The sequence below is a fragment of the Conexibacter sp. SYSU D00693 genome, from assembly GCF_017084525.1.
Lineage (GTDB): Bacteria > Actinomycetota > Thermoleophilia > Solirubrobacterales > Solirubrobacteraceae > Baekduia.
On sequence record NZ_CP070950.1, the window covers coordinates 1,619,318 to 1,644,034 of the forward strand.

General features: G+C 76.5%; 24 protein-coding genes. 13 read left to right on the plus strand and 11 right to left on the minus strand.

The window, feature by feature from the left end:
• The first annotated feature begins 36 nt into the window (after positions 1 to 36).
• Positions 37 to 2,199: a polyphosphate kinase 1 gene (gene ppk1 / locus JUB12_RS08135; RefSeq protein WP_205699114.1), complete on the plus strand. Its 2,163-nt coding sequence runs from the start codon at positions 37 to 39 to the stop codon at positions 2,197 to 2,199.
• Here the strand turns inward: ppk1 and JUB12_RS08140 are convergent.
• On the minus strand, positions 2,196 to 2,792 hold the full coding sequence (locus JUB12_RS08140) for a GNAT family N-acetyltransferase (RefSeq protein WP_205699115.1): 597 nt from the start codon (positions 2,790 to 2,792) through the stop codon (positions 2,196 to 2,198). The genes ppk1 and JUB12_RS08140 overlap by 4 nt on opposite strands.
• A gap of 15 nt (positions 2,793 to 2,807) precedes the next feature.
• Here JUB12_RS08140 and JUB12_RS08145 point away from each other — a divergent pair, with 15 nt between their 5' ends.
• On the plus strand, positions 2,808 to 3,491 hold the full coding sequence (locus tag JUB12_RS08145) for a metallophosphoesterase (RefSeq protein WP_205699116.1): 684 nt from the start codon (positions 2,808 to 2,810) through the stop codon (positions 3,489 to 3,491).
• On the opposite strand, the gene JUB12_RS22245 is transcribed toward JUB12_RS08145, so the two are convergent.
• On the minus strand, positions 3,488 to 5,170 hold the full coding sequence (locus JUB12_RS22245) for a bifunctional diguanylate cyclase/phosphodiesterase (protein WP_205699117.1): 1,683 nt from the start codon (positions 5,168 to 5,170) through the stop codon (positions 3,488 to 3,490). The two genes, JUB12_RS08145 and JUB12_RS22245, sit on opposite strands and share 4 nt — an antisense overlap.
• A 140-nt stretch (positions 5,171 to 5,310) precedes the next feature.
• Between JUB12_RS22245 and JUB12_RS08155 the strand changes: the two genes are divergently transcribed.
• Together JUB12_RS08155 and JUB12_RS08160 are read left to right on the plus strand one after the other, a co-directional pair.
• Positions 5,311 to 5,793, plus strand: coding sequence for an SCP2 sterol-binding domain-containing protein (locus tag JUB12_RS08155; RefSeq protein WP_205699118.1), 483 nt, complete (start codon positions 5,311 to 5,313; stop codon positions 5,791 to 5,793).
• On the plus strand, positions 5,771 to 6,328 hold the full coding sequence (locus tag JUB12_RS08160) for a hypothetical protein (RefSeq protein ID WP_205699119.1): 558 nt from the start codon (positions 5,771 to 5,773) through the stop codon (positions 6,326 to 6,328). The genes JUB12_RS08155 and JUB12_RS08160 overlap by 23 nt, the downstream gene beginning before the upstream one ends.
• On the opposite strand, the gene JUB12_RS08165 is transcribed toward JUB12_RS08160, so the two are convergent.
• Together JUB12_RS08165 and JUB12_RS08170 are read right to left on the minus strand one after the other, a co-directional pair.
• On the minus strand, positions 6,293 to 7,087 hold the full coding sequence (locus tag JUB12_RS08165) for an alpha/beta fold hydrolase (RefSeq protein WP_205699120.1): 795 nt from the start codon (positions 7,085 to 7,087) through the stop codon (positions 6,293 to 6,295). The genes JUB12_RS08160 and JUB12_RS08165 overlap by 36 nt on opposite strands.
• The gene (locus JUB12_RS08170) at positions 7,084 to 7,440 is read right to left on the minus strand and encodes an arsenate reductase family protein (protein ID WP_241004462.1); all 357 of its coding nucleotides are present in this window, start codon (positions 7,438 to 7,440) and stop codon (positions 7,084 to 7,086) included. The genes JUB12_RS08165 and JUB12_RS08170 overlap by 4 nt, the downstream gene beginning before the upstream one ends.
• A 26-nt stretch (positions 7,441 to 7,466) precedes the next feature.
• Here JUB12_RS08170 and JUB12_RS08175 point away from each other — a divergent pair, with 26 nt between their 5' ends.
• The 6 genes from JUB12_RS08175 (at position 7,467) to JUB12_RS08200 (ending at position 12,257) form a co-directional block, all read left to right on the plus strand.
• Complete coding sequence (locus tag JUB12_RS08175; RefSeq protein ID WP_205699122.1) at positions 7,467 to 7,823, plus strand: hypothetical protein; 357 nt, start codon at positions 7,467 to 7,469, stop codon at positions 7,821 to 7,823.
• Positions 7,820 to 8,650, plus strand: coding sequence for an FkbM family methyltransferase (locus tag JUB12_RS08180; protein WP_205699123.1), 831 nt, complete (start codon positions 7,820 to 7,822; stop codon positions 8,648 to 8,650). Before JUB12_RS08175 ends, JUB12_RS08180 begins: the two co-directional genes overlap by 4 nt.
• Before the next feature lie 191 nt (positions 8,651 to 8,841).
• Entirely contained in the window at positions 8,842 to 9,300 is a 459-nt protein-coding gene (locus tag JUB12_RS08185; protein ID WP_205699124.1) for a hypothetical protein, read from the plus strand.
• Between the two features lie 10 nt (positions 9,301 to 9,310).
• Positions 9,311 to 10,774 (plus strand): RNA polymerase sigma factor, encoded by a 1,464-nt coding sequence (locus tag JUB12_RS08190; protein ID WP_205699125.1) that lies wholly within the window; start codon positions 9,311 to 9,313, stop codon positions 10,772 to 10,774.
• A gap of 30 nt (positions 10,775 to 10,804) precedes the next feature.
• Positions 10,805 to 11,770 carry a DNA-3-methyladenine glycosylase gene (locus tag JUB12_RS08195; protein ID WP_205699126.1) on the plus strand — a complete coding sequence of 322 codons (966 nt, stop codon included), beginning with the start codon at positions 10,805 to 10,807 and terminating at the stop codon, positions 11,768 to 11,770.
• Positions 11,760 to 12,257, plus strand: a complete 498-nt coding sequence (locus JUB12_RS08200; protein WP_205699127.1) for a DUF3995 domain-containing protein — start codon at positions 11,760 to 11,762, stop codon at positions 12,255 to 12,257. The genes JUB12_RS08195 and JUB12_RS08200 overlap by 11 nt, the downstream gene beginning before the upstream one ends.
• Here the strand turns inward: JUB12_RS08200 and JUB12_RS08205 are convergent.
• The 5 genes from JUB12_RS08205 to JUB12_RS08225 all read right to left on the minus strand — a co-directional run bounded on the left by JUB12_RS08205 (position 12,229) and on the right by JUB12_RS08225 (position 19,195).
• A complete protein-coding gene (locus tag JUB12_RS08205; protein ID WP_205699128.1) occupies positions 12,229 to 13,038 on the minus strand; it encodes a peptidoglycan DD-metalloendopeptidase family protein in 810 nt (269 codons plus the stop codon). The two genes, JUB12_RS08200 and JUB12_RS08205, sit on opposite strands and share 29 nt — an antisense overlap.
• The gene (locus JUB12_RS08210) at positions 13,035 to 14,429 is read right to left on the minus strand and encodes a hypothetical protein (RefSeq protein ID WP_205699129.1); all 1,395 of its coding nucleotides are present in this window, start codon (positions 14,427 to 14,429) and stop codon (positions 13,035 to 13,037) included. The genes JUB12_RS08205 and JUB12_RS08210 overlap by 4 nt, the downstream gene beginning before the upstream one ends.
• A gap of 97 nt (positions 14,430 to 14,526) precedes the next feature.
• Positions 14,527 to 14,745 (minus strand): translation initiation factor IF-1, encoded by a 219-nt coding sequence (gene infA / locus JUB12_RS08215; protein WP_205699130.1) that lies wholly within the window; start codon positions 14,743 to 14,745, stop codon positions 14,527 to 14,529.
• Between the two features lie 150 nt (positions 14,746 to 14,895).
• A complete protein-coding gene (locus JUB12_RS22250) occupies positions 14,896 to 17,784 on the minus strand; it encodes a LuxR family transcriptional regulator (RefSeq protein ID WP_205699131.1) in 2,889 nt (962 codons plus the stop codon).
• A 235-nt stretch (positions 17,785 to 18,019) separates the two neighbouring features.
• Positions 18,020 to 19,195 (minus strand): GNAT family N-acetyltransferase, encoded by a 1,176-nt coding sequence (locus tag JUB12_RS08225; RefSeq protein ID WP_205699132.1) that lies wholly within the window; start codon positions 19,193 to 19,195, stop codon positions 18,020 to 18,022.
• 62 nt (positions 19,196 to 19,257) lie between these two features.
• Here JUB12_RS08225 and JUB12_RS08230 point away from each other — a divergent pair, with 62 nt between their 5' ends.
• Both JUB12_RS08230 and JUB12_RS08235 read left to right on the plus strand, forming a co-directional pair.
• Positions 19,258 to 19,959 (plus strand): hypothetical protein, encoded by a 702-nt coding sequence (locus JUB12_RS08230; protein ID WP_205699133.1) that lies wholly within the window; start codon positions 19,258 to 19,260, stop codon positions 19,957 to 19,959.
• Between the two features lie 135 nt (positions 19,960 to 20,094).
• On the plus strand, positions 20,095 to 20,496 hold the full coding sequence (locus tag JUB12_RS08235; RefSeq protein ID WP_205699134.1) for an ATP-binding protein: 402 nt from the start codon (positions 20,095 to 20,097) through the stop codon (positions 20,494 to 20,496).
• A 174-nt stretch (positions 20,497 to 20,670) separates the two neighbouring features.
• Here the strand turns inward: JUB12_RS08235 and JUB12_RS08240 are convergent, their stop codons facing one another.
• On the minus strand, positions 20,671 to 21,900 hold the full coding sequence (locus JUB12_RS08240) for a hypothetical protein (protein ID WP_205699135.1): 1,230 nt from the start codon (positions 21,898 to 21,900) through the stop codon (positions 20,671 to 20,673).
• Positions 21,900 to 23,549 (minus strand): alkaline phosphatase, encoded by a 1,650-nt coding sequence (locus tag JUB12_RS08245; protein WP_205699136.1) that lies wholly within the window; start codon positions 23,547 to 23,549, stop codon positions 21,900 to 21,902. Before JUB12_RS08245 ends, JUB12_RS08240 begins: the two co-directional genes overlap by 1 nt.
• Before the next feature lie 103 nt (positions 23,550 to 23,652).
• Between JUB12_RS08245 and JUB12_RS08250 the strand changes: the two genes are divergently transcribed.
• A complete protein-coding gene (locus tag JUB12_RS08250; RefSeq protein WP_205699137.1) occupies positions 23,653 to 24,513 on the plus strand; it encodes a DMT family transporter in 861 nt (286 codons plus the stop codon).
• Positions 24,514 to 24,717: the final 204 nt, after the last annotated feature.

Consider the following 24,717-nt stretch of genomic DNA (forward strand, 5'->3'; position numbering starts at 1 on the left):
CTGCCCAGCCGCCTGCCTCGTAGCGTCGGGCCCACGATGACCCCGCCGCCCGAGCAGCAGCTCACGCAGGAGTCCATCCGCGACGTCGAGACCCCCATCGGGCCCGAGCCCGTGGAGCCGGCGCCCTCGGACCTCGACGACCCGGCGCTCTTCTTCAACCGGGAGCTCTCGTGGATCGACTTCGACGACCGCGTCCTGCAGCTCGCCGAGGACCCGTCGGTCCCCCTGCTCGAGCGCGTGAAGTTCTGCTCGATCTTCTCGTCGAACCTCGACGAGTTCTTCATGATCCGCGTCGCCGGGCTGCACGACCAGGTCGAGGCCGGCCTGGACCGTCCCAAGCAGGACGGCCGCACGCCCAACCAGGTCATCGACGAGGTCCGCGCGAAGGTCGAGCCGCTGGTCGAGCGCCAGGCCCGCCTGCTGCAGCGCGAGCTGCGCCCCGCGCTGGCCGAGCACGGCATCCGCATCGTCAGCCTCGACCAGCTCGACCAGGACGAGCGCGCCGCGCTGCAGGAGCGCTACGTGCGCCAGATCTTCCCGGTCCTGACGCCGCTGGCCGTCGGCCTCGGGCGTCCGTTCCCCTACATCTCGAACCTGTCGCTGTCGCTCGCCGTGCTCGTCCGCGACCCCGTCGGCGGCCACGTGACCTTCGCCCGCGTGAAGGTCCCCAAGGAGATCCTGCCCCGCTTCGTCGAGGTCGGCGAGGGCACCGACACCTTCGTCGCCCTCGAGGACCTCATCGCCGAGAACCTCGGCGCGCTGTTCCCCGGCATGGAGGTCCTCGACCACGGCGTCTTCCGCGTCACGCGCGACGCGGACTTCGAGGTCTCCGACGAGGCCGACGACCTCCTGCGCGCCGTCGAGCAGGAGCTGCGCCGCCGCCGGTTCGGCGAGGTCGTGCGCCTCGAGCTCGGCGAGGGCATCACCGACGAGCTGGCCTCCCGGCTGACCGAGGCGCTGGGGGTCGAGGCCCGCCAGGTCTACGAGATCGACGGGCCGCTGGACCTCGAGGACGTCAAGCAGCTCCTCAAGGTCCCCGGCCGCGAGGAGCTGCGCGACAAGCCGTGGTCGCCGGTCACCCAGCCGCGGCTCACCGGCGAGGAGGGCGAGGCGCCCGACCTGCTGGGCCAGATCCGCCAGGGCGACGTCCTCGTCCACCACCCCTACGACTCGTTCGGCACGTCGGTCGAGCGCTTCGTCGAGCAGGCCGTGGCCGACCCGGACGTCCTCGCGATCAAGATCACGATCTACCGGACCTCCGACGACACGCCGCTCGTGCCCGCGCTGATGCGCGCGACCGAGCGCGGCAAGCAGGCCGCCTGCCTCGTGGAGCTCAAGGCGCGCTTCGACGAGCGCGCGAACATCGAGTGGGCGCGCAAGCTCGAGGAGGCGGGCGTCCACGTCGTCTACGGCCTGCCCGCGCTGAAGACCCACGCCAAGTGCGTCCTGGTCGTGCGCCGGGAGGGCGACGGCGTGCGCCGCTACGTCCACGTCGGGACCGGCAACTACCACCCGACGACCGCGCGGCTCTACACGGACTTCGGCCTCTTCACCTGCGACGAGGAGCTCGGCGCCGACGTCGCCGACATGTTCAACCTCCTCACGGGCTACGCCCGGCCGCGCGGCTACCGCAAGGCGCTGCTCGCGCCGACCCACCTGCGCGACGGGATCATCACCGAGATCCGCGAGACCATCGACGCCAAGGAGCGCGGCGAGCACGCCCGCATCCGGATGAAGATGAACTCGCTGGTGGACAAGCGCTGCATCCAGGCGCTCTACGAGGCCTCGCGCGCGGGCGTCGACGTCGAGCTCAACATCCGCGGCATCTGCTGCCTCGTGCCGGGCGTCGAGGGCGTCAGCGAGAACATCCGCGTCGTCTCCGTGGTCGGGCGCTTCCTCGAGCACTCGCGGATCTTCAGCTTCGAGCGCGGCGACGAGACGAAGGTCTTCATCGGCTCGGCCGACCTCATGCCGCGCAACCTGGACACGCGCGTCGAGCTCGTCGTGCCGATCGGCGACGAGGCGGTGCGCAGCGACCTCGCCGACACGCTGGACCGCTGCTTCGCCGACGACACCAACGCGTGGGAGCTGCAGGCCGACGGCGCCTGGCAGCGTCGCCAGCCGGGCGACGAGCCGCGCAACGTGCAGCGCGAGCTCATGGCCGGCCACGCCGCGCGCGCGGCCGACCGCGACGGCTAGCCGCGCACGACCCAGCCGGCCGGCGGCGAGCGCACCAGCGTCACCGGCTGGCCGGCCAGGGGCCCGCGCTCGTAGTCGGCGCGCAGGAGGCCGTGGACGTGGACGTCGAGCTGCCGGTCGCCGTGGCGGTGCCAGCGGCGCAGCGTCCCCTCGCAGACGAAGCCCAGCCGGGCCAGCGCGGCGGTCGAGCGGCGGTTCTCGGGGTTCGTGTAGGCCCCGAGGCGCTCGAGGCCGCAGACCGCGAAGGCGAGGTGGGCGACGAGCGCCTTGGCGGCCTGGTTCACGCCTGTCCCCCACCAGTCCCGGCCGATCCACGTGCCGACCATCGCCCGCCGGTCCCGGACGGACAGCTCGTTGAGGCCGATGACGCCCACGACGCCGTCGGCCGGGTCGACCACGACGAAGTCGAGGTGGCGCAGCGCGTCGCGCTCGGCCGGCTGGCGGGCGATCCACGCCGCCGCCTGCTCCTCGGCGGTGTACGGCCCCCAGGAGAACCAGCTCGTCACCTCGGGGTCGGCGCCGAGCTCGAACAGCCGGGGCGCGTCGCCGGGCACGGGGAAGCGCAGCGACAGCGTTGTCCCGCGGAGCTCCACGGGGAGGATCCTCACATGCCCACCGGCGTGCTGTACGACATCCACGGCAACCTCCCGGCGCTCGAGGCGGCACTCGACGACGCCCGCGCGGCGGGTGCGTCGCGCTGGCTGCTCGGGGGCGACCTGGTCGCCTTCGGCGCCTGGCCCCGCGAGTGCCTGGCGGCGCTCGACGCGCTCGAGGACGCGGTCTGGATCCGCGGCAACACCGAGCGCTGGCTCGCCGACCGCTCCGACCTCCCCGACCCCACGATGGTCGAGGCGACCGCGGAGCTGCTCGAGGACCACGAGGTCCAGCGGCTCGTCGCCCTCCCCGGGACCCACCGCACCGGCGACACGCTGTTCTGCCACGCGTCCCCCACCTCCGACATGGCGTCCTTCGCGCCCGAGCCGGCCGAGGGCGACGCCGACCTGCTGCGCGGCGTCGACGACGCGCGGCGCCTCGTCTTCGGCCACACCCACGTGCAGTTCTCGCGCACGGAGCCCGAGAGCGGGATCGAGCTCGTGAACCCCGGCAGCGTCGGCATGCCGTGCGACGGCGACCACCGCGCCGCGTACGCGCTCGTCGCCGACGACGGGACGCTCGAGCTGCGCCGCGTCGCCTACGACCACCAGGCGGCGATCGCCGCGCTGGAGGAGCGCTTCGCGCCGGCGCCGTGGCGCGACACCGTCCGCCGCCGGCTGGCCGAGGCGCGGTTCTAGACGGCGATCGCGGGCGGTGCCGCGCCGGCGGGGGCCGGCCTGGCGAACAGGTAGCCCTGGCCGACGTCGCAGCCCAGGTCGGCCAGGCGGCGGCGCTGGCCGTCGGTCTCGACGCCCTCGGCGACGACCTGCATCCCCAGGGCGTGGGAGAGGGAGACGATCGCGGTCACGATCGACCCGTCCTCGCCGCCCTGCGGCCCGAGCGCCGCGACGAACGACCGGTCGATCTTCACGAGGTCGAACGGGAAGCGCTGCAGCGCGCTGAGCGACGACCAGCCCGTGCCGAAGTCGTCGATCGCCAGGCCGAGGCCGAGCGCCTTGAGCTCGCCGAGCACCGTGCCGGCGGTGTCCTGGTCGCCCATGACCGCGGTCTCGGTGACCTCGAGGCAGATCCGCCGCGGGTCGGCCCCCGTGCGGCGCAGCGTGTGCGCGAAGAGCTCGGGCAGGTCGGTGCGCTGGCACTGGTGGGCGGAGAGGTTCACGGCGACCTCGAGCTCCGGCCCGCCCCACGCGACCCACTGGCGGCAGGCCCGCTCGAACACCCAGGCGCCGAGGTCGTAGACCAGCCCGGTCTCCTCCGCGGCGGGGATGAACTCCGACGGCGGGACGAGGCCGCGCTCGGGGTGGCGCCAGCGCACGAGCGCCTCGGCGCCGCAGACCCCGCCGCGCGGCAGCGCGACCTGCGGCTGGAAGTGCAGCTCGAGCTCGTCGCGCTCGATCGCCCGGTGCAGCGAGGTCTCGACCTCCAGCCGGCGCACCGCGCGGTCATGCATCGCGCGGTCGAAGAGCTCGAGGCGCCCGCCGCCGCGCTCCTTGGCGCGGTACATGGCGGCGTCGGCGTCGCGCAGCAGCGTCTCGGGGCGCACCGTCGGGCCGTCGCACAGGGCGATGCCGACGCTCACCCGGACGGGGACCTCGGCGCCGTCGAGGCGGAAGGGCGCGCGCAGCGCGGACGTGATGCGGGTGGCCAGCGCCTGGGCCTGCTCGGGGCCGTCGAGGTCCTCGCAGAGCACGACGAACTCGTCGCCGCCGAAGCGCGCGGCGGTGTCGCCGAGGCGCAGCGCGCTGCGCAGTCGGTGGGCGACCTGGACGAGCAGGTCGTCGCCGGCGCTGTGGCCGAGCGAGTCGTTGACGACCTTGAAGCGGTCGAGGTCGCAGAAGAGCACGGCGACGCTGCCGTCGCGACGGCCGGTGCGCGCGACGGCCTGGGCGAGGCGGTCGAGCAGCAGCGCGCGGTTGGGCAGGCCGGTGAGCCCGTCGTGCAGCGCCTGGTGGGCGAGCTGGAGCTCGGAGCGCTTGCGCTCGACGGCGTACTGGCAGGCGCGGGCGATGAGCCGCCCGTCGGCCTCGCCCTTGACGAGGTAGTCCTGGGCCCCTTCCTGCACGGCCTGCATCGCGAGGTCCTCGTCGGCGCGGCCGCTGAGCACGACGACGGGCAGGTCGAAGGCGACCGAGCGCAGCACCTCCAGGGCCTGCAGCCCCTCGGCGTCGGGCAGCGTCAGGTCGAGCAGGACGCAGTCGGCCTGGTGCAGCGCGAGGTCCTCGACGCCCTCGGCGAGCGTCGGGGCGTGGCGGACGACGAACGCGGTGCGCGGGTCGGCCTCGAGCTGGCGGCGCAGGAGGTGCGCGAAGCCGGCGTGGTCCTCGATCGTCAGGACCGTCAGCGTCCGGCGCTCCACCGTCCTCCCCACGGCCGTAGCGGGCGTCACGCATGCGGCATCGGCGCGCGGGCGGCGAACTTGAGCGCTTGTGCGACTTCCATACGCATTCCATGCGCTGGGCGGGCGTCCTGGCGCGCCCGGCGGTAGCGTCCGGCCCCGTGGCGGCGCTCGGACCGCTCCTCGTGCGGCACGGCGCCCCCCGGCTGGCGCACCAGGTGGTCTCCTCCTCCGACGAGGAGCTCGAGCGGCGGCTGCGCTCGCCGCTCTGGGGCCCGCCGGTGCTGTGGGCCGTCTTGCGCGCCATGCCCGGGCGGATCGCCCGCGGCTCGTCGCTGGAGGCCGTCGTCGAGTGGCGGGTGCACACCCAGCGCGGCCGGACGCTCGTCCGGCGCCTGCACGTCGACGCCGCCGGGGGCCGCCTGACGCGGGCCGGCGCCGGCGACCCCCCGCCCGACCTCGTCCTCGAGCTCTCCGACGCGGACCTCCTGCGCCTCGCCGTCGGCCAGCGCTCCGTGACGTGGCTCGTGCTGCGCGGGCGGCTGCGGCTCGAGGGCAGCAAGGTCCTCGCGGCGCGGCTGCTCCTCGTCGTGCAGCCGCCGCCCGTACCCTCCGCGCTGCATGGCCGGCGAGCACCACGATGAGCCGATCGACCTGGTGGCCAGCGCGGGGGCGCTGGACCCGGTCATCGCGACCCTGCGGGAGTTCCTGCACCACAGCGGGGCGGTCCGGGCGGTCGCGGTCGTCGACGGCACCGACGAGGGCGACGGTCCCGCGCTGGTGGACGTCGGCCGGCTGCTGCCCATCGAGGTCCAGCACGGGACGCGCGTCGTGCACCTGCCCCACGCGATCGAGCTCGACGCACCGCCGCTGGGCCTCGTCGACGTCCGCCAGCTGCCGCCCTTCGAGGTCGACCCGGCCAGCGGCGAGGTCGCCGCGACCATCGGCGGCGTCGAGCACCTCGCCCGCGCGACGCGCGACCTCGCGCGGCTGATCGGCGGGCGCTCGGTCGCGATGGCGCAGTTCGACACGACGACGCCGGACCTGCGCTTCGGCGTCGCCGCGCGGGGTGACGACCCGATCGTCCTGACGATCGGCGAGGAGGAGTTCGAGATGGAGCCCGGCTGGCCGGACGCCGCGGCGTCAGAGGCGGTCGAGGAAGGCGAGCACGGCGGCTGAGGTCCGCTCGGGCGCGTCGTCGAAGACGAAGTGCCCGACGCCGTCGAGGACGAGCACCTCGGCGTCGAGCTCCTTGCCGAAGCGGTGCGCGCCGGCCACGGGCGAGAACGGGTCCTCCGCGCCCCACACGACGAGCGCCGGGACGCCGAGGGCGGCGAGCTTGCCCTGGTAGGGCCCGAGCTCCTCGAAGTCGCCCGAGCGGTAGAGCTCGAGCGTCGCGGCGCCGCCCGCCTCGGTGGCGAACGGCCGGACGTAGTCCGCGAGCTCCTCCTCCCCCATGCCGGGCGACAGGGCGCGCAGCGTCTGGGCGAGCGTCGCGGGGTCGAAGGCCTGCACGAGCTGCTCGCCCTCACCGGGGGTGCGCATCGTCTGGGCCATGCCGTGCCAGGTGCCGTCGGCGAAGAAGCCCGTGTCGCTGATCACCAGGCCGCGGACGGCGCCGGGCCCGCGGTCGCAGGCCCAGCGCAGGCCGATGAGCCCGCCCCAGTCGTGGACGCAGAGGACGACCGGGCCGAGGTCGTGCTCGTCGACGAAGGCGTCGAGGCGCCGGACCTGGTTGGTCCAGGTGTGCGGCGGGTCGGGCGCCGAGCCGCCGGCCGGCGGCAGGTCCGGGGCGATGGCGTGCCAGCCCGCCCGCGCGGCGTCGCGCAGCAGCGGCGCCCACATCGCCGAGGACTCGGGGAAGCCGTGGACGCAGAGCAGGGTCCCGCGCGGCTCGCCGTCCGGGCGCTCCTCGCGGAAGGCCAGCGAGGGGCTCACAGGAGCTCCAGCGCGCGCTCGACGGGACGGGCCAGCACCGCGCGGTCGCCGTGGACCACGATCGGGCGCTGGACGAGCTGCGGGTGCTCGACCATGAGCGCGACGAGCTCGTCGTCGCTGCGCTCTCCGGGGAGGTCGAGCTCCTTGACCAGCGCCTCGCGGGTGCGCAGGACCTCGCGGGGTCCCGTGCCGAGCTTGGCCAGGAGGGCCCGCAGCTCGGCCTCCGTGAGGCCGCGCACGTGGTAGTCGACCCGGTCGAGGTCCACGCCCCGCTCGTCCAGGAGCGCGACGAGCTTGCGGCACGTCGTGCAGGTGGGCTTCTCGTAGACGGTCAGCTCGGCCACGGGGGCCATCCTGCCATGTGCTTGGATGGCTGCCCATGAGCGCTTCGAGGACCCGCGTCGCCGGCGCCTTCATCGGCATGGGGACCCTGCACTTCCTGGTCCCCAAGCCGTTCGTGGCGATCGTGCCGGACTACCTGCCGGCCCACCGGGAGCTCGTGTACGCCAGCGGCGTCGCCGAGGCGGCCGGCGGCCTGGCGCTGCTGTCGTCCAACCCGACGACGCGCAAGCGCGGCGCGTGGTGGCTCGTCGCCACCATCCTCGCCGTCTTCCCGGCCAACATCCACATGGCGCTGCACCCTGAGCGCTTCCCGAGGATCCCCAGGGCCCTGCTCTGGGCGCGGCTGCCGTTCCAGGCGCTGTTCATCCGCTCGGTCCTGCGCGCCGCCGCGTGAGCGCCTCCCCGGCCGACCGCGCCAAGGCCGCGGCGGCGGAGGCCAAGGCCCGTCTGCGCCCGGTCGTCAAGGACGTCCTCGCGCGCGCCGGCCTCGAGGTGCGCCGCACGGGCGGCGGGGGTCCGCGGCGCACGCTGCCCGAGGTCCTCGCCCACCTCCAGCGCCTGGGGCTGCGGCCCGGGGCGGTGGTCGACGTCGGCGTGGCCCGCGGCACGCCCGACCTCTACGCCGCCTTCCCCGGGCTGCCCGTCCTGCTCGTCGAGCCGCTGGCCGAGCACGAGGGCGACCTCAAGGCGATCTGCGCGGCCCGGCCCGGCTCGGCCTACGCCCTCGCCGCCGCCGGCCCCCAGCCCGGCAAGCTCGAGATCGCCGTCCACCGCGTGCCCGCCTGCTCCTCGGTCCTGGGCGACCGCGAGCCCGACGGCACGCCCGCGCCGCGCCGCACCGTCCCGGTGGTCCGCGTCGACGACCTCGTGGCCAACCACGCGCTGCCCGGTCCCTTCGTCGTGAAGGTCGACGTCGAGGGCGCCGAGCTCCAGGTCCTCGAGGGCGCCCGCGAGACGCTCGCGCAGACCGACGTGGTGCTGCTCGAGGTCTCCTTCTTCCAGCTCGTCCCCGGCGGCGCCGAGCTCGCCGACGTGGTCGCCTGGATGCGCGCCGCCGGCTTCTCGCCCTACGACGTCTACCAGGGCCACCTGCGCCCGCTCGACGGCGCGCTGGCGCAGGTCGACATGGCGTTCGTGCGCGACGACGGCCCCTTCCGGGCCGACCACCGGTACGCGACGCCCGCGCAGGCCGACGCGCTGTACCGGCGCTGGGGCTACTGACGCCCACCGGCGGGCGGCGCGGGCGGGAGGTCCGTGACGTTCGAGGTCCCCACCACCTCGTGCGTCACACACCTCGCTCGATCGCGGGCCTGAGCGCCGCGACCACCTGCCCAGGACGATCCTCGATCTGGTGTCATCCGCTGACCCAGGACCGGGACCTTCCCGCCCGGCCGTCGTTGGGGTCCATGGAGATGCCCGCCAAGACCACCTCGCCCCGCCGCCTCGGCCTCGTCGTCGCCGCCGCCGTCCTCGCCGGCGCGCTGAGCGCGCTGCTGCCGGTGGGCGACGCGCACGCCTTCACCGTCGGCACCCAGCAGACGCTCGGTCCCGGCAGCCGCATGCCGGTCGACTTCCCCGGCCGGTCCTACGACCTGGGCGGCAAGGTGCCGCGTGGGCACGTGATGCTGCGCCGCCGGGTCGAGGTCGCGCGCAGCGAGGGCCGCCGCGGGCTCTCCTTCCTCTGCCCGGGCGGGACCTACGCGTACAGCCCGTCGCTGGTCGAGGGCGCGTCGATCGGCCTCGACATCCCCGACGTCTCGCAGTACCAGAAGAAGCTGCGGCGCTTCCGGCTGCGCGTCTACGCGTCCCCGCTGGCCAAGCGCGACCCCGCGGTGAGCAGCGTCTACCTCCTCTGCCGCCCGCGCCGCTAGCCCGCCGCCGATGGCCGCTCTCGCCCCCGGACTGCCCGTGCCCGCCCGCTTCTCGCGCTCGCAGAGCGACGAGGAGCTCGTGGCGCGCCTGCGCAAGGGCGACGAGGCGGCGTTCGGCGAGATCCACGACCGCCACCGGGCGGCGCTCGAGCGCTACGCCAAGCGGATCCTCGACGGCCGCGGCGCCTCGGGTCCGGAGGACGTCGTGCAGGACGTCTTCGTGCGCGCGCATGCGGCGCTGAAGGCCGACGACCGGCCGATGCAGCTGCGCGCCTGGCTGTACCGCCTGACGCGCAACCGCTGCCTCGACGAGCTGCGCCGGCCCGCCACCGGTGCGACGGTCCCGATGGACGACGTCCTGGACCCGGTCGCCCTCGAGCACAGCGACCCCTACGAGGCCACGACGCGGCGCGAGGAGCTGCGCGACGTCGTCACGGACCTCGCCTCGCTGCCCGACCGCCAGCGCGAGGTGCTGCTCTTCCGCGAGGTCGAGGGGCTCTCGCACGAGGAGGTGGCCGAGCAGCTGGGCATCACCGTCCGCGCCTCGAAGAACCTCGCCAACCGCGCGCGCGAGAACCTCGCCCGCAGCGCCCGGGCGCGCGACGAGAGCTGCCAGACGATCCGCGACGACCTCGTCTCCGCCCACGAGCGCCGCCGCCGCGCCAGCCCGCACGCGCTGCGCCACGTCGCGCGCTGCCGGGACTGCCGCCTGTTCCGCGGCGAGCTCCAGACGCTGCGCTCCGCCATGCGGGTCCTCGACCCGGGCTCGGCGCTCGTCGGCGTCGCAGCCACGGCGACGGGCTGGTCGGTGCTCGGCCTCGGCGCGGGCGCCGCGACGATGAAGGTCGCCGCCACCGCGGCCGTGACCGTCGCCGCGGGCGCGGGCGCGTTCGAGCTGGCCTCCTCGTCGTCCTTCGCGGGCGACCGCGCGCCGATGGCGATCCGCTCCGACGTCCTCGCCGGGCCGCTGCAGCGCGGGGAGCGCGTCCCGGCCGGCACGGCGGTGCTGACCAAGAAGGTCGTGCTGGCGGCCGGGACGACGAGGCACCCGTCGCTCTCGTTCACCTGCCCGGCGGGCACCCGCGTGGCGGGCATGACGCCGTCGCGCGGCGCGCGCGTGGGCTTCGGCTACGCGCCGAGCACGATCGTCGGCGCCTCGCGCATCGCCCGCGTGGTCTTCGAGCCCCGGCGGCTGGCGCGCGCCACCGGCGTCGTCGTCGGGACGCTGTGCAAGCGCCCCGACGCGGCAGGCTCGCTGCTCGCCGTCCCGGCGCTCGCGGCGTCCAAGAAGGTGCGCAAGGTGTGCTCGAGCCGGGCCTACCTCTACGAGACGCCCGGGCGCTTCGTCATCGGCACGGTCTTCCGCTCCCAGCCCGTGACGGTCCAGCGGCGCGACCGCACGCGGCGCTGGACGCGCATCACGACCGACGCGGGCACCCGCGGCTGGGTCCGGTCCTCGGCGCTGTGCCGGTAGCGCGCCGCCCGCGCCGCTAGCGTCGCCTCCGTGGACCCGGCGCCGTCTCGCCCCCTCCCGGCCTGGAAGGCCACGCTGCCGCTGCGCGGCGCGGGCGGCGAGCCGGTCGACCTGCGGCGCTGCGTGCGCTCCCACGGCCTGACGTCGCTGCCGCCCTTCGTCCGTCACGAGGACTCCCGCGGCTTCGACGTGGCGATCCGGGTCCCGGGCGACGCCGCGCCGCTGCGCCTGCGCGTCCGGGAGGCGCGCGGCACCCGCGCGACCGTGTCGTCCACCGCCGTCCCCGCCGACCCCGACGCAGGGCTCGGCGTGGTCGCCCACCTCCTGCGCCTGGACGCCGACCTCTCGGGCTTCTACGCGCTCGTCGCCGAGGACGAGCACCTCGCGTGGGTGGCGACCGGCGCGGGGCGGCTCATGCGCGCGGGCACGGTCTTCGAGGAGGTCGTCAAGACGATCTGCACGACGAACTGCGCGTGGTCGGCGACCGAGCGGATGGTCGGCGCGCTCGTGCGCGAGCTCGGCGAGCCGGCCGTGGGCGAGCCGGACGGCACGTCGTGGCACGCGTTCCCGACGCCGGCGGCGATGGCCGCGGCCGACGAGGCCTTCTACGCCGACGTCGTGCGCGCGGGCTACCGCGGGCGGGCGCTGCGCGAGCTCGCCGAGCAGGTGGCCTCGGGGGCGCTGGACCTCGAGGCGCTGGCGACCGTCCCGCGCTCCGAGCTCTCCGACGACGCGCTCGAGGAGCAGCTCCTGGCCCTGCGCGGGATCGGCCCGTACGCGGCGGCGCACGTGATGCTCCTGCTCGGGCGCCACTCGCGGCTCGTGCTCGACTCGTGGACGCGGCCGACGTGGGCGCGGCTCAACGGCCGCAAGGCCAAGGACCCGGCGATCGTCAAGCGCTTCCGCCGCTACGGCGAGCACGCGGGGCTCGCCTTCTGGCTGCGGCTGACCGAGGACTGGGTCGGGGCGACCGACCCTGGCGCCGGTGAGCCCTGAGCGCCCGGTCTGGCACGCGCCGGGCGGCGGCCCCGCCGCCTGGCTCGCCGCGGCCTGCTGGGGCGCGTTCGGCGCGCTGAGCGCCGCGTGGGCGCTCGGGTGGGACGGCGCCCTGGAGGGCCTCTCGCGCGACCTGCAGCGCGACGCGGCCGCGCGCGAGACCGGCTTCCTGGCCCTGGTGTGGGCGGCCGCGGCGCTCAAGCTCGGCGCCGCGGCGCTGGCGGTGGCCGTGGCGCGGCCGGGGCGGCTGGCGCCGTGGCGGCGCCGGGCGGTCCTGGCGCTGCGCGTCGGGGGCGTGGTGACCCTGCTCTACGGCGCGGTGCTGTGGGTCGAGAAGCTGCTGATGGTGGCCGGGGCCGTCGACGTCCCGGCGGCGCTCGAGGACGGGGTGCTCGGGTGGTACGTCCTGCTCTGGGAGCCGTCGTTCGTGGTCGGCGGGACGCTGCTGCTGCTCGCCGCTAGGCGGGCGCGGCTGCCCAGGCCGTGAGGGCCGGCGCCGGATCGCGCGGCGCGCCGCCGCGGTACCAGCCCGGCGCCGTCCACAGCTCGAGGTGCACGTGGCAGGCCGTCGCGTTGCCCGTGCGCCCGACCGTGCCGATCCGCTGCCCGGCGGCCACGGGCTGGCCCTGCGGGACCTCGCTCGGCGCCGCCAGGTGCATGAGGACGACCTCCTCGCCCGAGGCGGCGTCGCGCACGACGACGTAGTGGCCCGCGCGCGCCTGCTGCTTGACGTTCATGACCGTCCCGGTGACGGGCGAGACGACGGGCAGCCCGCAGTCGGCCAGCAGGTCGACGCCCTCGTGCGCGCCGCCGCGGGTCGCGAACCCGTCCCCCACGTGGTAGGGCCCCTGGACCGGGAAGCGCGGCCCGCCGCCGCCCGCCGGCGCGGCGACCGGCCGGCCGTCGGTCTGGGTGCGGTCCTGCTGGTAGGCGGCGGGGTCGCCGCCGAACGGCAGCCGGGCGCGGCGGCGCATGCCCCGCGCCTCGCCGAAGGAGATGTCGCCGTCGACCGTGAGGCCGAAGCGCCGCTCGTAGCGGTGCACGAGCCGGTGGGTCTGGCGGCCGAAGACCCCGTCGACGCCCGTGCGCAGGCGCAGCCGGCGCAGGGTGCGCTGCAGCTCGCGGACGTCGGCGCCGCGGTCGCCGCGCTCGAGCAGGCGGTCGCCGAGGCGCAGCCCGTCGGCGGCGCTCGCGCTCGCCGGCGCGGCTGCGGTCGCCGTCGCCCCGGCGGCCAGCGCGGCCGCCACCGTCCAGCGCAGGCGGCTCATCGGCCGGCGTACGAGCGGGTCAGAGGACCGGTGAGGACGGTGCCGTCCGGCGCGGTCCAGCGCACGCGGTAGCGGCGTCCCTCGCGCTTGGCGGTCGTCGTGGACCACCGCCCGCGGGCGTCGGTGCGGTCGGTCGCGAGCCGCCGCCAGACCGACGAGCCGCGCTCCTGGCGCTCGACCGTCACGGTGGTCGGGCCGCCGGCCGGCCGGACGATGCCCCAGAGCGTCGTCGTCGAGCGCTCCCGGTCGGCGACCAGCGGCAGGCGGAACCCCTCGTAGGCCCGCTTGGGCTTGCCGGCGGCGGCGCGCAGGCCGGACTCGAAGCCGCTGTAGCGCTGGGTGGCCGGGACGCCCGCCTTGGGCTCGTCGTCGCGCATGAGGTACTGCGAGAACGCGGCGACCCGCGGGTTGCCCATGGCGATGCGCTCGGAGATCGCGCGATGCTCGGCCTGGGCGGTCTCGCTGACGCCGAGGAACGGGTCGGGCTTGGACTGGATGCCGAACTCGGTCAGCCACAGGCGCAGCCCGCGCGGGAGGGCGTCCGCCCGGCCGGCGCGGTCCATCGCCCGGGTCAACCGCGACAGCACGCCGATCGTGACGTCGTTCGGGCTGGGCGGGACGTAGAACGGGCCCTGACGCGTGGTGTAGGCGTGGTGGGCGACGCCGTCGGCGTCGAGCTCGCCGCAGCCGCGGGCCTGACGCCACCGCGCGTCGAGGCACAGCGCGCGCAGGAAGAACGTGATCGGGTGCACGACGCTGCCCGTCCCCCGCGGCGCGAGCTCGCCGAAGAGCACGGTGTCGCGGTCCTGCCCCGCGCGCTGCAGGCCGGCCTCGCCCTCGCGGAAGAGCTGGCGGTAGATCCGTGCCGAGGTCGCCTCGCGGGCGCCGCTGCGGGTGCGCGTCCACTGCGGGCGCAGGAACGCGGGGTGGTTGGGCTCGTTCCAGATCGACCAGTGGTCGACCACCTCGCCGAAGTGTCGGCCCGCCGCTTCCATGAAGCGCCCGAAGCGCACCGCGCTGGGGTGGGTGCGGTCGTCGGCGCGGTCGCGCGTGGCCCAGCGCGGCACCGGGCCCGAGACGGTGAGCAGGAGGCGCATCCCGCGGGCTCGCGCGTCCTGGACCAGCGCGTCGTAGCGCGACCAGTCGTAGCTCGCCGGGTCGCGCTCGTCCACCCGCGGCACGCCGGGGCGGTCGCCGCCGGGCGCGACGCCCTTCCAGTACAGGACGACGCGCAGCCAGCGCACGCCGAAGCCGCGGATCTCGTCGAGCGTCTGCGCGCGCAGCGCGGCGTCGCCGGACAGCAGCTCGCGCGGCGCTTCGAAGAGCGTCCGCTGGGAGCTTGATGCCGACGCGCTCGCCGGGACGGCGAGGGTCAGCAGGGTGAGGAGCACGACGGCGGTGCGAGACGGCGGCACGTGCGTTGTCGACACGGCCAGGGTCCGTCGGTTGCGCATGTGCGGCCGCAGCCACACATGCGCGTCCGCGCGGCTACTTCATGCGGAAGACGATCCGGCCCCGGTTGAGGTCGTACGGCGAGACCTCCACCCGGACGCGGTCGCCGGGGAGCACGCGGATGCGGTTGCGTCGCATCTTGCCGGCCAGGTGCGCGAGCACCTCGTGACCGACGTCGAGCTGGATGCGGAACATCAGGTTGGGAAGGGCCTCAACGACCTCTCCCTCGAGTGCGATCTTGTCCTCGACGGCCATGCGTTCACCTCCTCTCGTGGTGACGCCCGCGGATGCCTCCCGCCGGCGGCGAGTGGGTGACAGGCGTTCGTCCTGGACGGACATTGTACCCGGCCGCCTGCCGGTTCGACCCGTTCGGGGCCGTCGTTGCACCGGGCGCCGGGGCGAGCGCTAGCGGCCCAGGGGCGACGGGCGGTGCTCGGCCTCGACGAGCGTCGCCAGCGCCGTGCGGTTGGCGACCCCGAGCTTCGTGAAGACGCCGGTCAGCGTCCGCTCGACGGTCTTCTCGCTCACGAAGATCCGCTCGGCGATCTGGCGGTTGGAGTGCCCGGCGTGGACGAGCTCGGCGACCTGGCGCTCGCGCTCGGTGAGGGCGTCGAGGCCCGTGGCGGCCTGGAAGCGCGCCGCGCGGCGCCGACCGAGGCGGCGCAGCTCGCGCTCGGCGCCGGCCGCCCATCCGTGGGCGCCGACGGCCACGAGCCGGTCGGCCGCGCGGTCCAGCACGGCGACCGCGTCCTCGCGCCGGCCGGCGGCGGCGAGCGCCCGGCCGGCGAGGACCTCGCAACGGCCCGCGTCGATCGGCAGCGACGCCTGCTCGCCGCGCAGCGCGGCGGCGAGGGCGCGGTCGGCGGCGGTGGCGGCGTCGCCCTGGGCGAGCTCGAGCTCGGCCTGCGCGCGCTGGGCGTGCGCGTCCTCGGCGGGCAGGTGGCCGCCGTGGGAGGCGGCAGCGGCGCGCTGGGCCCACTCGCCGGCGGCGTCGTGGGCGCCGAGGTCCAGCGCGGCGCGGGTGAGCACCTCGTAGGCGTGCACGTGGCCCGAGCGCGACGTCCGCAGCTCGCGGTCGCCGCCGCTCATGTCGAGCACCGCCGCGTGGGCGGCCGCCGGGCGCCCGGCTTCGAGCAGCGCCACCGCCGCGTAGAGGCCGCTCATCCCCGGGATGAGGCCGGGGTCCGCGCCGGCGGCGGTCTCACGCGACTCCTCCCCCGCCCGCAGCGCCTCGGGCAGCCGGCCCTGGGCGAGGCGCAGGAGCGCGAGCTGGCCGAGCGAGACGCTGAAGTAGAGGTTGGGCGCGAGGCGACCGGTCTGGACGGCGCTCGCGAGCTGGGCGTCGGCCTCGTCGAGGCGGCCCAGGCGCAGCAGCGACCACGTCGCGGCGGTCCGGGTGACGAGGACCGGCGCGCCCTGTCGGGTCTCGCGCGCCACGCGCAGGACCCGCTCGCAGGTGCGCAGGGAGCGCTCGTGGTGCTCCAGCACCGCCTCGGTCCATCCGAGCCAGAGCCCGAGGTCCAGCCGCGTCGCGAGATCGAGGTCGGAGAGGCCGGCGAAGCGCTGCGCCGCGGCTTCCAGCTGGCGCTCGGCGGGCAGGCCGAGGAAGTAGTGGGCCAGCGCGACCTGCCCGGCGGCGACCGCGGCGAGCGGGCGCAGCTCGAGGCGCTCGGCACGGGCGAAGGCGGCGCGGGCCCGGTCGAGCATCTCCTGCGGGCGGGTCTCGTAGCCCGCGGCGGCGGCGAGCTCGACCTCGAGCAGGGCGGCGCCGGCGCCGTCGGGGTCGGGCACCGCGGCGTGCGCGGCGGTGAGCCGTGCGTGGGCGTCGCGGTGGCGGCCGAGCAGGTGCTCGAGCCCGGCGCAGGCGGCGACGACGGGCGTGCGGTCGGGAGCGTCGGGACCGAGGAGCTCGAGCACCGCGCCGAGCGCCCGGTGCCCGCGCTCGAGGTGGCCCGCCGCGGTGGCGGCGGTCGCCTCGGCCAGGCGCAGCTCGACGCGGGTCGGTGCGGCGTCGGGCGTGTCCGGCAGCACGCCGGCGGCCGCGGCGTACCACCGCGCCGCGAGCGCGGGCGCACGCGCCATCGCCGCGTCGCCCGCCTGGTGCAGGACGGCGACGGCGCCCGGGTCGCCGGGGACGGCCGAGCGCTCGACGTGCGGCGCGCGGGCGGCGACGTCCGCGCCCGTGGCGGCGAGGTGGGCGGCGACGCGTCCGTGGGCCTGCGCCAGCCAGCCGCCGCCGGCGCCGTCCAGGACGGTGGCACGGACGATCGGGTGGCGGAAGGCGACGCGGCCGGCCGGTCCCGGCTGCACGAGGCCCGAGGCCGTCAGGGCGTCGAGCAGGTCGGGCACGTCGGCGTCGGCGACGTCCGCGGCGCGGGCGGCGACACGCGGCTCGAAGGGGTCGCCGGCGACCGCCGCCCCGCGCAGGAGCTCGAGCGCCCGCGGAGCGAGGGCGGCGAGCTCGCCGGTCAGCGCGGTGCGCACGGCGGCGGGGACGCTGCCGGGCTCGTCGGCGTCGGCGTCCATGGGGCGGCGTCCCTCCTCCGCATAGGCGCGCGCGAGCGCGAGGAGGAAGAAGGGCGTCCCGCCGCTCTCGCGGTGCAGGGCGTCGGCGACGTCGGGCGGGACGGCGTCCTGCACGAGCCGGCGGCTGGCGGCGGCGTCGAGCGGCCGGAGGTCGAGGCGCACGGCGTCGTGCTCGCGCACCGCGCCGGCGAGCGAGCGCTCGAGCAGCGCTGGGAGCTGCGCGGGGCGCAGGCCGAGCGCCAGGCGCACGGCGCCGCGCGGCACGCGCAGGAGGAGGTGCGCGAGGAGCTCCTGCGACGCGGGGTCGGCCCAGTGGACGTCGTCGAGGACGAGCAGCACCGGCCGCTGGGCCCCAGCCCGCTCGAGCAGGCGGCGGACGGCGCGGAACGCGCGATGGCGCTCCTCCCCGGTGGCGGGCAGGCGGCCGTCGCCGGGCGCCTCGAAGGCGGGCAGCACCTGGGCGAGCTCGACCGCGTCGCGGTCGGCCAGTGCCCGGCGCTCGTCCGGCCCCAGGTCGTCGAGCCAGTCCTCGCAGGCGGTGCGCAGGAGGCCGAACGGGACCTCGGCCTCGAACTCCGCCGCGCGCCCGTGCAGGACGAGGTGGCCGCCCCCTCGGGCGTGGTCGGCGAGCTCGCGCAGCAGCCGGCTCTTGCCGATGCCGGGCGGGCCGGCGACCTGCAGCACCGGCGGGCCGTCGGGCCCGAGCACCGCGAGGGCGGTGGTGAGCTCGGCCTCCCGGCCGACGAGCGGACCCGCTGCCCCGAGCACGAGGGCACTGTAGGAGAAACGTCGAGGGACCACGTGAGGGAATCCCCCGTTGAACGTCCGTCAGCAGTCGCACATCCTGTGCCCGCGGGGACCCGGCCCAGGGGGGCGTCGTCCTCGAGCTGCGTCGCGCGGCCTCGTCGTGGGACGACGGGCCGGCGGCATTGGGGGCGCCCACGGGCGCAGCGGCCGGCCCGCACGCGGGTCGCCGGCGCAGCTCGGGGCACGGCGTCGTGCCTCAGGAGCCGGCGCGCGCGAGCGTGGCGACGGCCTCGTCGATCGGCGTGTCGCCGGAGCCCAGCTCGAAGACCTCGCCGGCGGTCTCCGGCTCGGCCAGCACGGCCGCGAGGACGTCGGCGACGTCGGCGCGCGGGACGCTCTCGCGCCCGACGTGGCGGGCGGCACGGACCTTGCCGGTCGGCTCGTCGTCGGTCAGCGGGCCGGGCCGCACCACGGTCCAGTCGAGCTTCGAGGCCTTGAGCGCCTCGTCGGCCTCGGCCTTCGCGCGCAGGTAGACGGCGAAGACCTCGTCGCCCTGAGGCGGGTCGTCGGCGCCGATCGAGCTGACGATGACGTAGCGCGCCACGCCCTCGTCCTCGCACGCGCGGATCGTGCGCACGGCGCCGTCGCGGTCCATCGTCGCCTTGCGCTCGGCGCCCGAGCCGGGTCCGGCGCCGGCGGCGAAGACGAAGGCGTCGGCCCCGCGGACGGCGGCGCGCAGCTCGTCAACGTCGGCGTGCTCGAGGTCGCAGACGACGGGCTCGACGCCGAGCGCCTCGAGCGCCGCGGCCTGGTCGGGGTTGCGGATGAGGCCCCGCACGCGGTCGCCGCGGGCGACGAGACGCGGGTGCAGCAGCTTGGCGATCTGGCCGTGGGCTCCGGCGACGACGACGTCCATGGGCCTCTCCTGCCCCCGCGTGAGGCGCAGGACACGGTGCTCGCGGCCGTGTGCGTGGCGGTGGCCCGCGGGGCGCAGTCCCAGCTTCAGGGCGACGCGGACCGAGGCGGTGTTCGTCGGGACGACGAGCGCCTCGACGGCCTGCGCGCCGGGGACGGTGAGGGCGTGGCGGACGCAGGCGGCGCCCGCCTCCGTGGCCACGCCCCTCCCCCAGGCGTCGCGCCGCAGGGTCCAGCCCACCTCGAGCGCGCCGTCGGTGGCGGGCGAGGGCTCGAGGCCGGCGTCGCCGAGGAGGTCGCCGGTCGCGCGCTCGACGACCGCCAGGACGGAGATGCCGTCGCGACGGTGGCGGCGGGCGTAGGCCTCGAGGATCGCGTGCGTGCGGGCGGCGCTCCACGGCTCGCCGGTCGCGACGTGGCGCATGACCTCCGGGTCGCCGTACACCTTCGCCATCGCGGGGACGTCGGCGGGCGTGAACGGCCGCAGGTCGAGGCGCGGGGTGCGCAGCACGGGCACGCCGGCGAGCCTACGGCCGGCGGACCGCGCGGTCCGTCGGGTGCCCGCCGTACGCTCGCACCGTGCGCTTGGGCACCCGGAGGGGACGGGGCTTCGGCGCCGCGCTGCGCGCGGCCGCGGGTCGTGTGCGCGCGGGCGCGGGGGTCGTGCCGCGAGACGGGCTCGACGAGGCTGCGGCGGACGCGGTCTTCGGCGAGGCCCTGGACGTCGACTGGGGCGGGCTGCAGCACGCCTACGGTCCCGCCGACGACGTGCCCGAGCAGCTGTGGGCGATCGTCGTGGGCGACGAGGAGGCGCGCGACGCCGCGTGGTGGGAGCTGTGGGCCAACGTGCACCACGAGGGCGTCGTCCACGAGGCGGCGGTCCCCTGCATCCCGGTCCTCGCGCGGATCGCGCGGTGGAAGGCCCACCCCGACCGCGTCGAGGCGCTGCGGCTCCTGCGCGAGCTCGCGGCGCTGCGCGAGGTGGCGGCGGCCGACGACGAGGCGGCGGCCGCGATCGCGGCGGGGGTGCGGGCGGCCGTCGACGAGCACGTGGCGGGGCTGGCGGACACGTGGGCGACCGAGCCGCCGGAGGTCCGCCGGGCGCAGCTCTGGCTCCTGACGGTCCTGCCGTGGGCGCGGTTCTCGCACGCGGAGCTCATCGGCGCGGTGCTGCCGGGCGAGCACCGGCCGGCGTGGGAGCTCGTCGTCGCGGGCGCGCCGCTGGACGCCGACGGGCTGGCCGCCGTCGAGGCGCTCGAGCGCTGGGTCGCCGAGGGCTGACCGCCGCGGCGCGGCCAGGGGGCGTCGGGACGGGGTGCGGCGGTACTGTCGAGCCGTGCACGACGGCCCGGGGACGACGCGCGAGGAGCTCCGGCCGGTGCGCCCCGTCGCCGGTGCGCGCGAGGTGTCCGCCGCATGATGGTGGCGGCGCCCGAGCGCCGCACGTGGACGTGGCCCGCGGCGCGCGATGCCCTGTCGCGTGCGCGCCACGCCGCCCTGGAGTTCGCCGACCAGTGCGGCGTGCCGGAGGAGGTCACCCGCGCCGTCGCCCTCGCCACCACCGAGGCCGTCACCAACGCCGTGGTCCACGCCTACCGCGAGGGCCGTCGCGGCGCGGTCTCCGTCGAGGCGACCTGCGACGAGCGCCGCCTCGTCGTCACCGTGCGCGACGAGGGCGGCGGCCTGCGCCCCCGCATCGACTCCCCCGGCCTCGGACTCGGCCTCGGCCTCATCGCCCAGGTCGCCGACGAGACCGACATCCGCACCCCGCCCTCCGGCGGCACCGAGGTCGTCATGACCTTCCGCCTCGCCGGCTGATGCGAAGAAGGGGACAGTCCCCTTCGTCGCACACGCGCCGCGCACGCGTCGCGAAAGGCCCCCGTTGCAGGCCTTTCAGAAGAAGGGGTCAGACCCCTCCTTCTCACGGCACGCCGCGAAGCCGCGCGAAGGAGGGGACAGGCCCCGGCTGACCGTCCCCCCGCCCCGCGGACCTCAGCGTGCGGTGATCGACCGGCTCGCCCGCAGCGCCCGGGTACGGCGCGCGCCGTCCCGGCCGGTCACGCGCACGGACACCCGACGCCCCGCGCCGGGCGACCGGCGCAGGACCAGCGTCCGCGTCCCCGGCGTCACGATCGCGCGCACGGGCGACGACGCGACGGTGCGCCCGCCACGCCGCAGCACGACCCGCACCGACCGCGCGCAGCCGCCCGTGACGCGGACGCGCACGCGCCGGCCGCGGACCGACAGCACCCGGACCTTCGGCGCCGCGGGCCGCGTGAGCGGCTGGACGTCGCACGGTCCCGAGACGGCCAGCGACGCCCCCGGCGTCGCGCCGGTCGCGTCGGTGCCGACCCGCAGCCAGAGCGCCTGCCCGCGTCGCGCCCGGAAGGCCGCCGAGACCGTCTGCCCCGACTCCCGCACGCCGCACGCCAGCGCGCCGTCCCCGGTCGGTCGCCGCCCCGCGAACGCCGTGACGGTCGCGACCCCCGGGCCGCGCGCAGCCACGACGTGCGTGCCGGTCCGCGCCGCCGTCACCCGCCGCCAGACCGACCCCGCCGCCGCGCAGGACGGCTGCGCCGGGTCCTCCTCGGTCAACCGCGCGCCCCCGAGCGCCACGGACGACGAGCGTCCCAGCGCCACGCGCGGCGCCTTCAACGTCCCCAGGTCGCCCAGCGGCGCCGCGAGCCCCTCGACCGCGGTCGTCGCGACCGTCACCAGGACGCCCTGGGCGGTCTGGCCCTCGGGCCGTCCGGCCTGCACGAGCACCGTCCGCCCCGCCGGGACGAGCAGCTCGACGCCCGCGGCCGGGTCGCGCGTGCCGACGTCCCCCTGGGACGCCGGCCCGTCGCACGCCTGCGGCTCGCGCGTCTGCGTCCCGCTCGCCGGCTGGACGAAGACCGCCAGCTCGGGACCCTCGTTCGCCTGGCCGGCCGGCGTGAGAGCGTCGACCCGCAGGCGCTGCGGCGCATCGGCCGACGGTACGCGGAACCACACCGTGCGCGCGAAGGACCTGGGCCCCAGGCAGCGCGGCACGCCCGCGTCCGGCCCGGCCTCGGACAGGTCCGCCTGGCCGGTGCGCTCGAGCGGCAGGCCGTTCTCGGCACCGAACGGCGCGACGTCGACCGCCCCACCGGGCGCGTCGTTCGGCGGCGCCGCCGCGCTCGCCGGCGCCGCGCACACCAGGCCGAGCAGCGCGACCGCCGTCACGAGCCCGAGGCGCATCACGACGTCCTCGCCTTCTTGCGCCGGGTGGCGGCTCGGGCCTTGGCCTCGGTCCGTTCGCGCGCCGCGCGCTCGAGCCGCTCGTGCTTGCGCCGCCGCGCCGCGAGCTCCGGCGTCGCGGCGCGGTCGCTGCGCAGGCTGCGCGCCGCCGGGTTCGGCGGCAGCTCGCCCGGCTTGTTCTCCCCGCCGACCTGCTCGAAGCGGTTCGTGCCGGCGGGCTGCCGGTAGACCTTGAGGTCGCGCTGCGGGGCGCCGGGGGTGTCGAGCGGGCCGACGCGGTAGGTCGTCGTCGCCGCCTCCGTGCCGAGGTCGACCTTCGCGTAGCCGTGGTCGGCGCCGTTGGTGTAGGCGATCCACGGGTTGGCGGCGGTGATCGCCGTCGACTCGAGGCCGGCGAGCGCTGGGAAGCCCGTCGAGGAGATCGACCCGCCGACGTACTCCGTCGCCACCGGCGGTCCCGAGCTCCCGTGGCGCAGGACCTCGGCGGTGAAGTACGTGTGGATGTCGCCCGTCACGAACATCGTGTTCGAGATCGGGGCGTCGCCCAGGAGCGCCCGGAGCTCGGCCTGCTCCGCGGGGTAGCCGTCCCACTGGTCGTCGTTGATGCCCGCGCCGCCGACGCCGAGCGGCACGAACATGACCTGGTTGGCGATGACCTTCCAGCGTGCGGTGCTCTTGCGCAGCGCGTCCTTCAGCCAGTCCATCTGCTGGCGGCCGAGCAGCTGGCGGGCCTGGCCGTCGCCGTCACCCGTGCGGTACTGGCGCTGGTCGAGCAGGAAGACCTCGCACTGGCCGCCGAGCGGCAGGGAGCGATAGAGCCGGTAGCGCTCGCCGCCCTGCGGCACGCGGGGCAGCCACTCGAAGCTCGCCTGGTAGCCGGCGGCGCGCTGCAGGTCGCTCGGCCGCGGCGCGTTGTCGCTGTAGTTGTCGGCGACCTCGTGGTCGTCCCAGATGTGGGCGATCGGGTGCAGCCGGTGCAGCTCGCGCAGGCCGGGGTCGCTGCGGTAGAGGCGCAGCTTGTCCCGGTAGGTCTGGAGGTCGACCGACGGCGCCGGGTCGTCGCGCCCGGCGACCGAGCCGGCCGTCGGGCCGTACTCGTAGGTGTAGTCGCCCAGGAAGAGGTAGAGGTCGAGCGGCTCGAGCTTCGCCGCGTCGACGTGGCCGTTGAAGAAGCCCTCCGGCCAGTTCTGGCAGGACGAGTACGCGAGGCGCACCTGCTCCTGCGAGTCGGCCGGCTTGGCGGTCTTCGTGCGCCCGAGGTCGGAGGTGCCGTCGGCCGAGCGCCAGCGGTACCAGTAGAGCGTGTCGGGCTCGAGGCCGTCGACCCGGACCTTGAGCGACCCGTCGACGCTGCGCGTGGTCGGGACGACGGCGCGCGCGACGGTCTGGCTCATGCCCTCGTCCTTGGCGACGACGAGCTCCGCGCCCGAGCGCTGGTGCTCGGTGCTCAGGCGCGACCAGAACGTCACGGCGTCGGTGGACGGCTCGCCGGACGCCACACCGTCGAGGAAGCGCCCGGGGCCCACGCGCGGGGTGCGCTGCAGCAGGCGGTCGGCCCAGGCATCGGGGACGGAGGCGGCCGCGAGCGCCAGTCCGGCGCCGGCCGCGGTGATCTCGCGCCGCGTCAGGCGGCGTGCTCGGCTCTGCATCGCGCGGCATCTTGGTCCGTCGAGACCGCGCCCGTCCAACCGTTCACAGGACGGTCACGGGACGTGAACGGGACGGGGCGGCGGGTACGCTGCGCCGCCCGTCGTGCTCGCGATCGTCCTGTCCCTCGCGGCGAGCCTGGCGTACGGGCTGTCGGACTTCATCGGCGGCCTCAAGAGCCGGTCCCAACCGCTGATCGGCGTCCTGCTGGTGTCGCAGGCCGCCGGCCTGGTGCTGCTGGTGGTCGCCGTGGCGGTCCACGGCGAGGGGCCGCCGGGCGACGAGTTCGTCTGGCTCGTCCTGGCGGCGGGCGTCGCCGAGGCGCTGGGCGTCTCGGCGCTCTACCGCGGGCTCGCCGTCGGTCGCATGAGCGTCGTCTCCCCCGTCGCGGCGACCGCGCCGGTCGTCCCCGTCTGCGCGGCGATCGCGCTGGGCGAGCTGCCGTCGGCGCTGCAGGCGCTCGGGGTCGTCCTCGCCGCGACCGGCATCGCGCTGACGGTCCTGACCGGCGAGGGCGCCGGGGACGAGGGCCGGCGCGCCGGCGCGTTGCGGACCTCGGTGGTCCTGGGCCTGCTGTCGGCGTTGGGCTTCGGCGCGTTCTTCGTCGCCGTCGACGCCGCGAGCGAGCATGACGTCCCGTGGGCGCTGCTCGGCACCCGCGCCACGACGCTCGTCCTCGTCGGCCTCGCGGCGGTGGTCGCCCTGCGCCGGAGCCGGCGCGTCCGCGTCGAGCGCGCCGCCCTCCCGGCCGTCGCCTCCATCGGCGCCCTGATCGTCGCCGCCGACGCGGGCTTCGCCGTCGCCTCGACCGAGGGCCTGCTCAGCGTCGTCTCGGTCCTGAGCGCGCTCTACCCGCTCGTCACCGTCGCCCTGGCGGCCGCGCTGCTGGGCGAACGCCTCACCACGCCCCAGCGCGCCGGCGTCGCCTGCGCCTTCGGCGGCATCGTCCTGGTCTCCGTCGGCTGACGCTCGGGGTCAGACCCCGTCGCACCGGCGCCAGGGCACGTCGCACGCTCGGGGTCAGACCCCGTCGCACCGGTGCCAGGGCACGTCACACGCACGGGGTCAGACCCCGTCGCACCGGTGCCAGGGCACGTCACACGCACGGGGTCAGACCCCGTCGCACCGGTGTCAGGGCATGTCGCATGCACGGGGTCAGACCCCGTCGCA

Excerpts from the sequence above, each read along its gene's own strand:
- ppk1 (WP_205699114.1), top strand. The coding sequence starts at position 37 with ATGACCCCGCCGCCCGAGCAGCAGCTCACGCAGGAGTCCATCCGCGAC.
- JUB12_RS08145 (WP_205699116.1), top strand. The coding sequence starts at position 2,808 with ATGCCCACCGGCGTGCTGTACGACATCCACGGCAACCTCCCGGCGCTC.
- JUB12_RS08160 (WP_205699119.1), top strand. The coding sequence starts at position 5,771 with ATGGCCGGCGAGCACCACGATGAGCCGATCGACCTGGTGGCCAGCGCG.
- JUB12_RS08170 (WP_241004462.1), bottom strand. The coding sequence starts at position 7,440 with ATGGCCCCCGTGGCCGAGCTGACCGTCTACGAGAAGCCCACCTGCACG.
- JUB12_RS08175 (WP_205699122.1), top strand. The coding sequence starts at position 7,467 with ATGAGCGCTTCGAGGACCCGCGTCGCCGGCGCCTTCATCGGCATGGGG.
- JUB12_RS08185 (WP_205699124.1), top strand. The coding sequence starts at position 8,842 with ATGCCCGCCAAGACCACCTCGCCCCGCCGCCTCGGCCTCGTCGTCGCC.
- JUB12_RS08190 (WP_205699125.1), top strand. The coding sequence starts at position 9,311 with ATGGCCGCTCTCGCCCCCGGACTGCCCGTGCCCGCCCGCTTCTCGCGC.
- JUB12_RS08205 (WP_205699128.1), bottom strand. The coding sequence starts at position 13,038 with ATGAGCCGCCTGCGCTGGACGGTGGCGGCCGCGCTGGCCGCCGGGGCG.
- infA (WP_205699130.1), bottom strand. The coding sequence starts at position 14,745 with ATGGCCGTCGAGGACAAGATCGCACTCGAGGGAGAGGTCGTTGAGGCC.
- JUB12_RS08235 (WP_205699134.1), top strand. The coding sequence starts at position 20,095 with ATGATGGTGGCGGCGCCCGAGCGCCGCACGTGGACGTGGCCCGCGGCG.
- JUB12_RS08240 (WP_205699135.1), bottom strand. The coding sequence starts at position 21,900 with ATGCGCCTCGGGCTCGTGACGGCGGTCGCGCTGCTCGGCCTGGTGTGC.
- JUB12_RS08245 (WP_205699136.1), bottom strand. The coding sequence starts at position 23,549 with ATGCAGAGCCGAGCACGCCGCCTGACGCGGCGCGAGATCACCGCGGCC.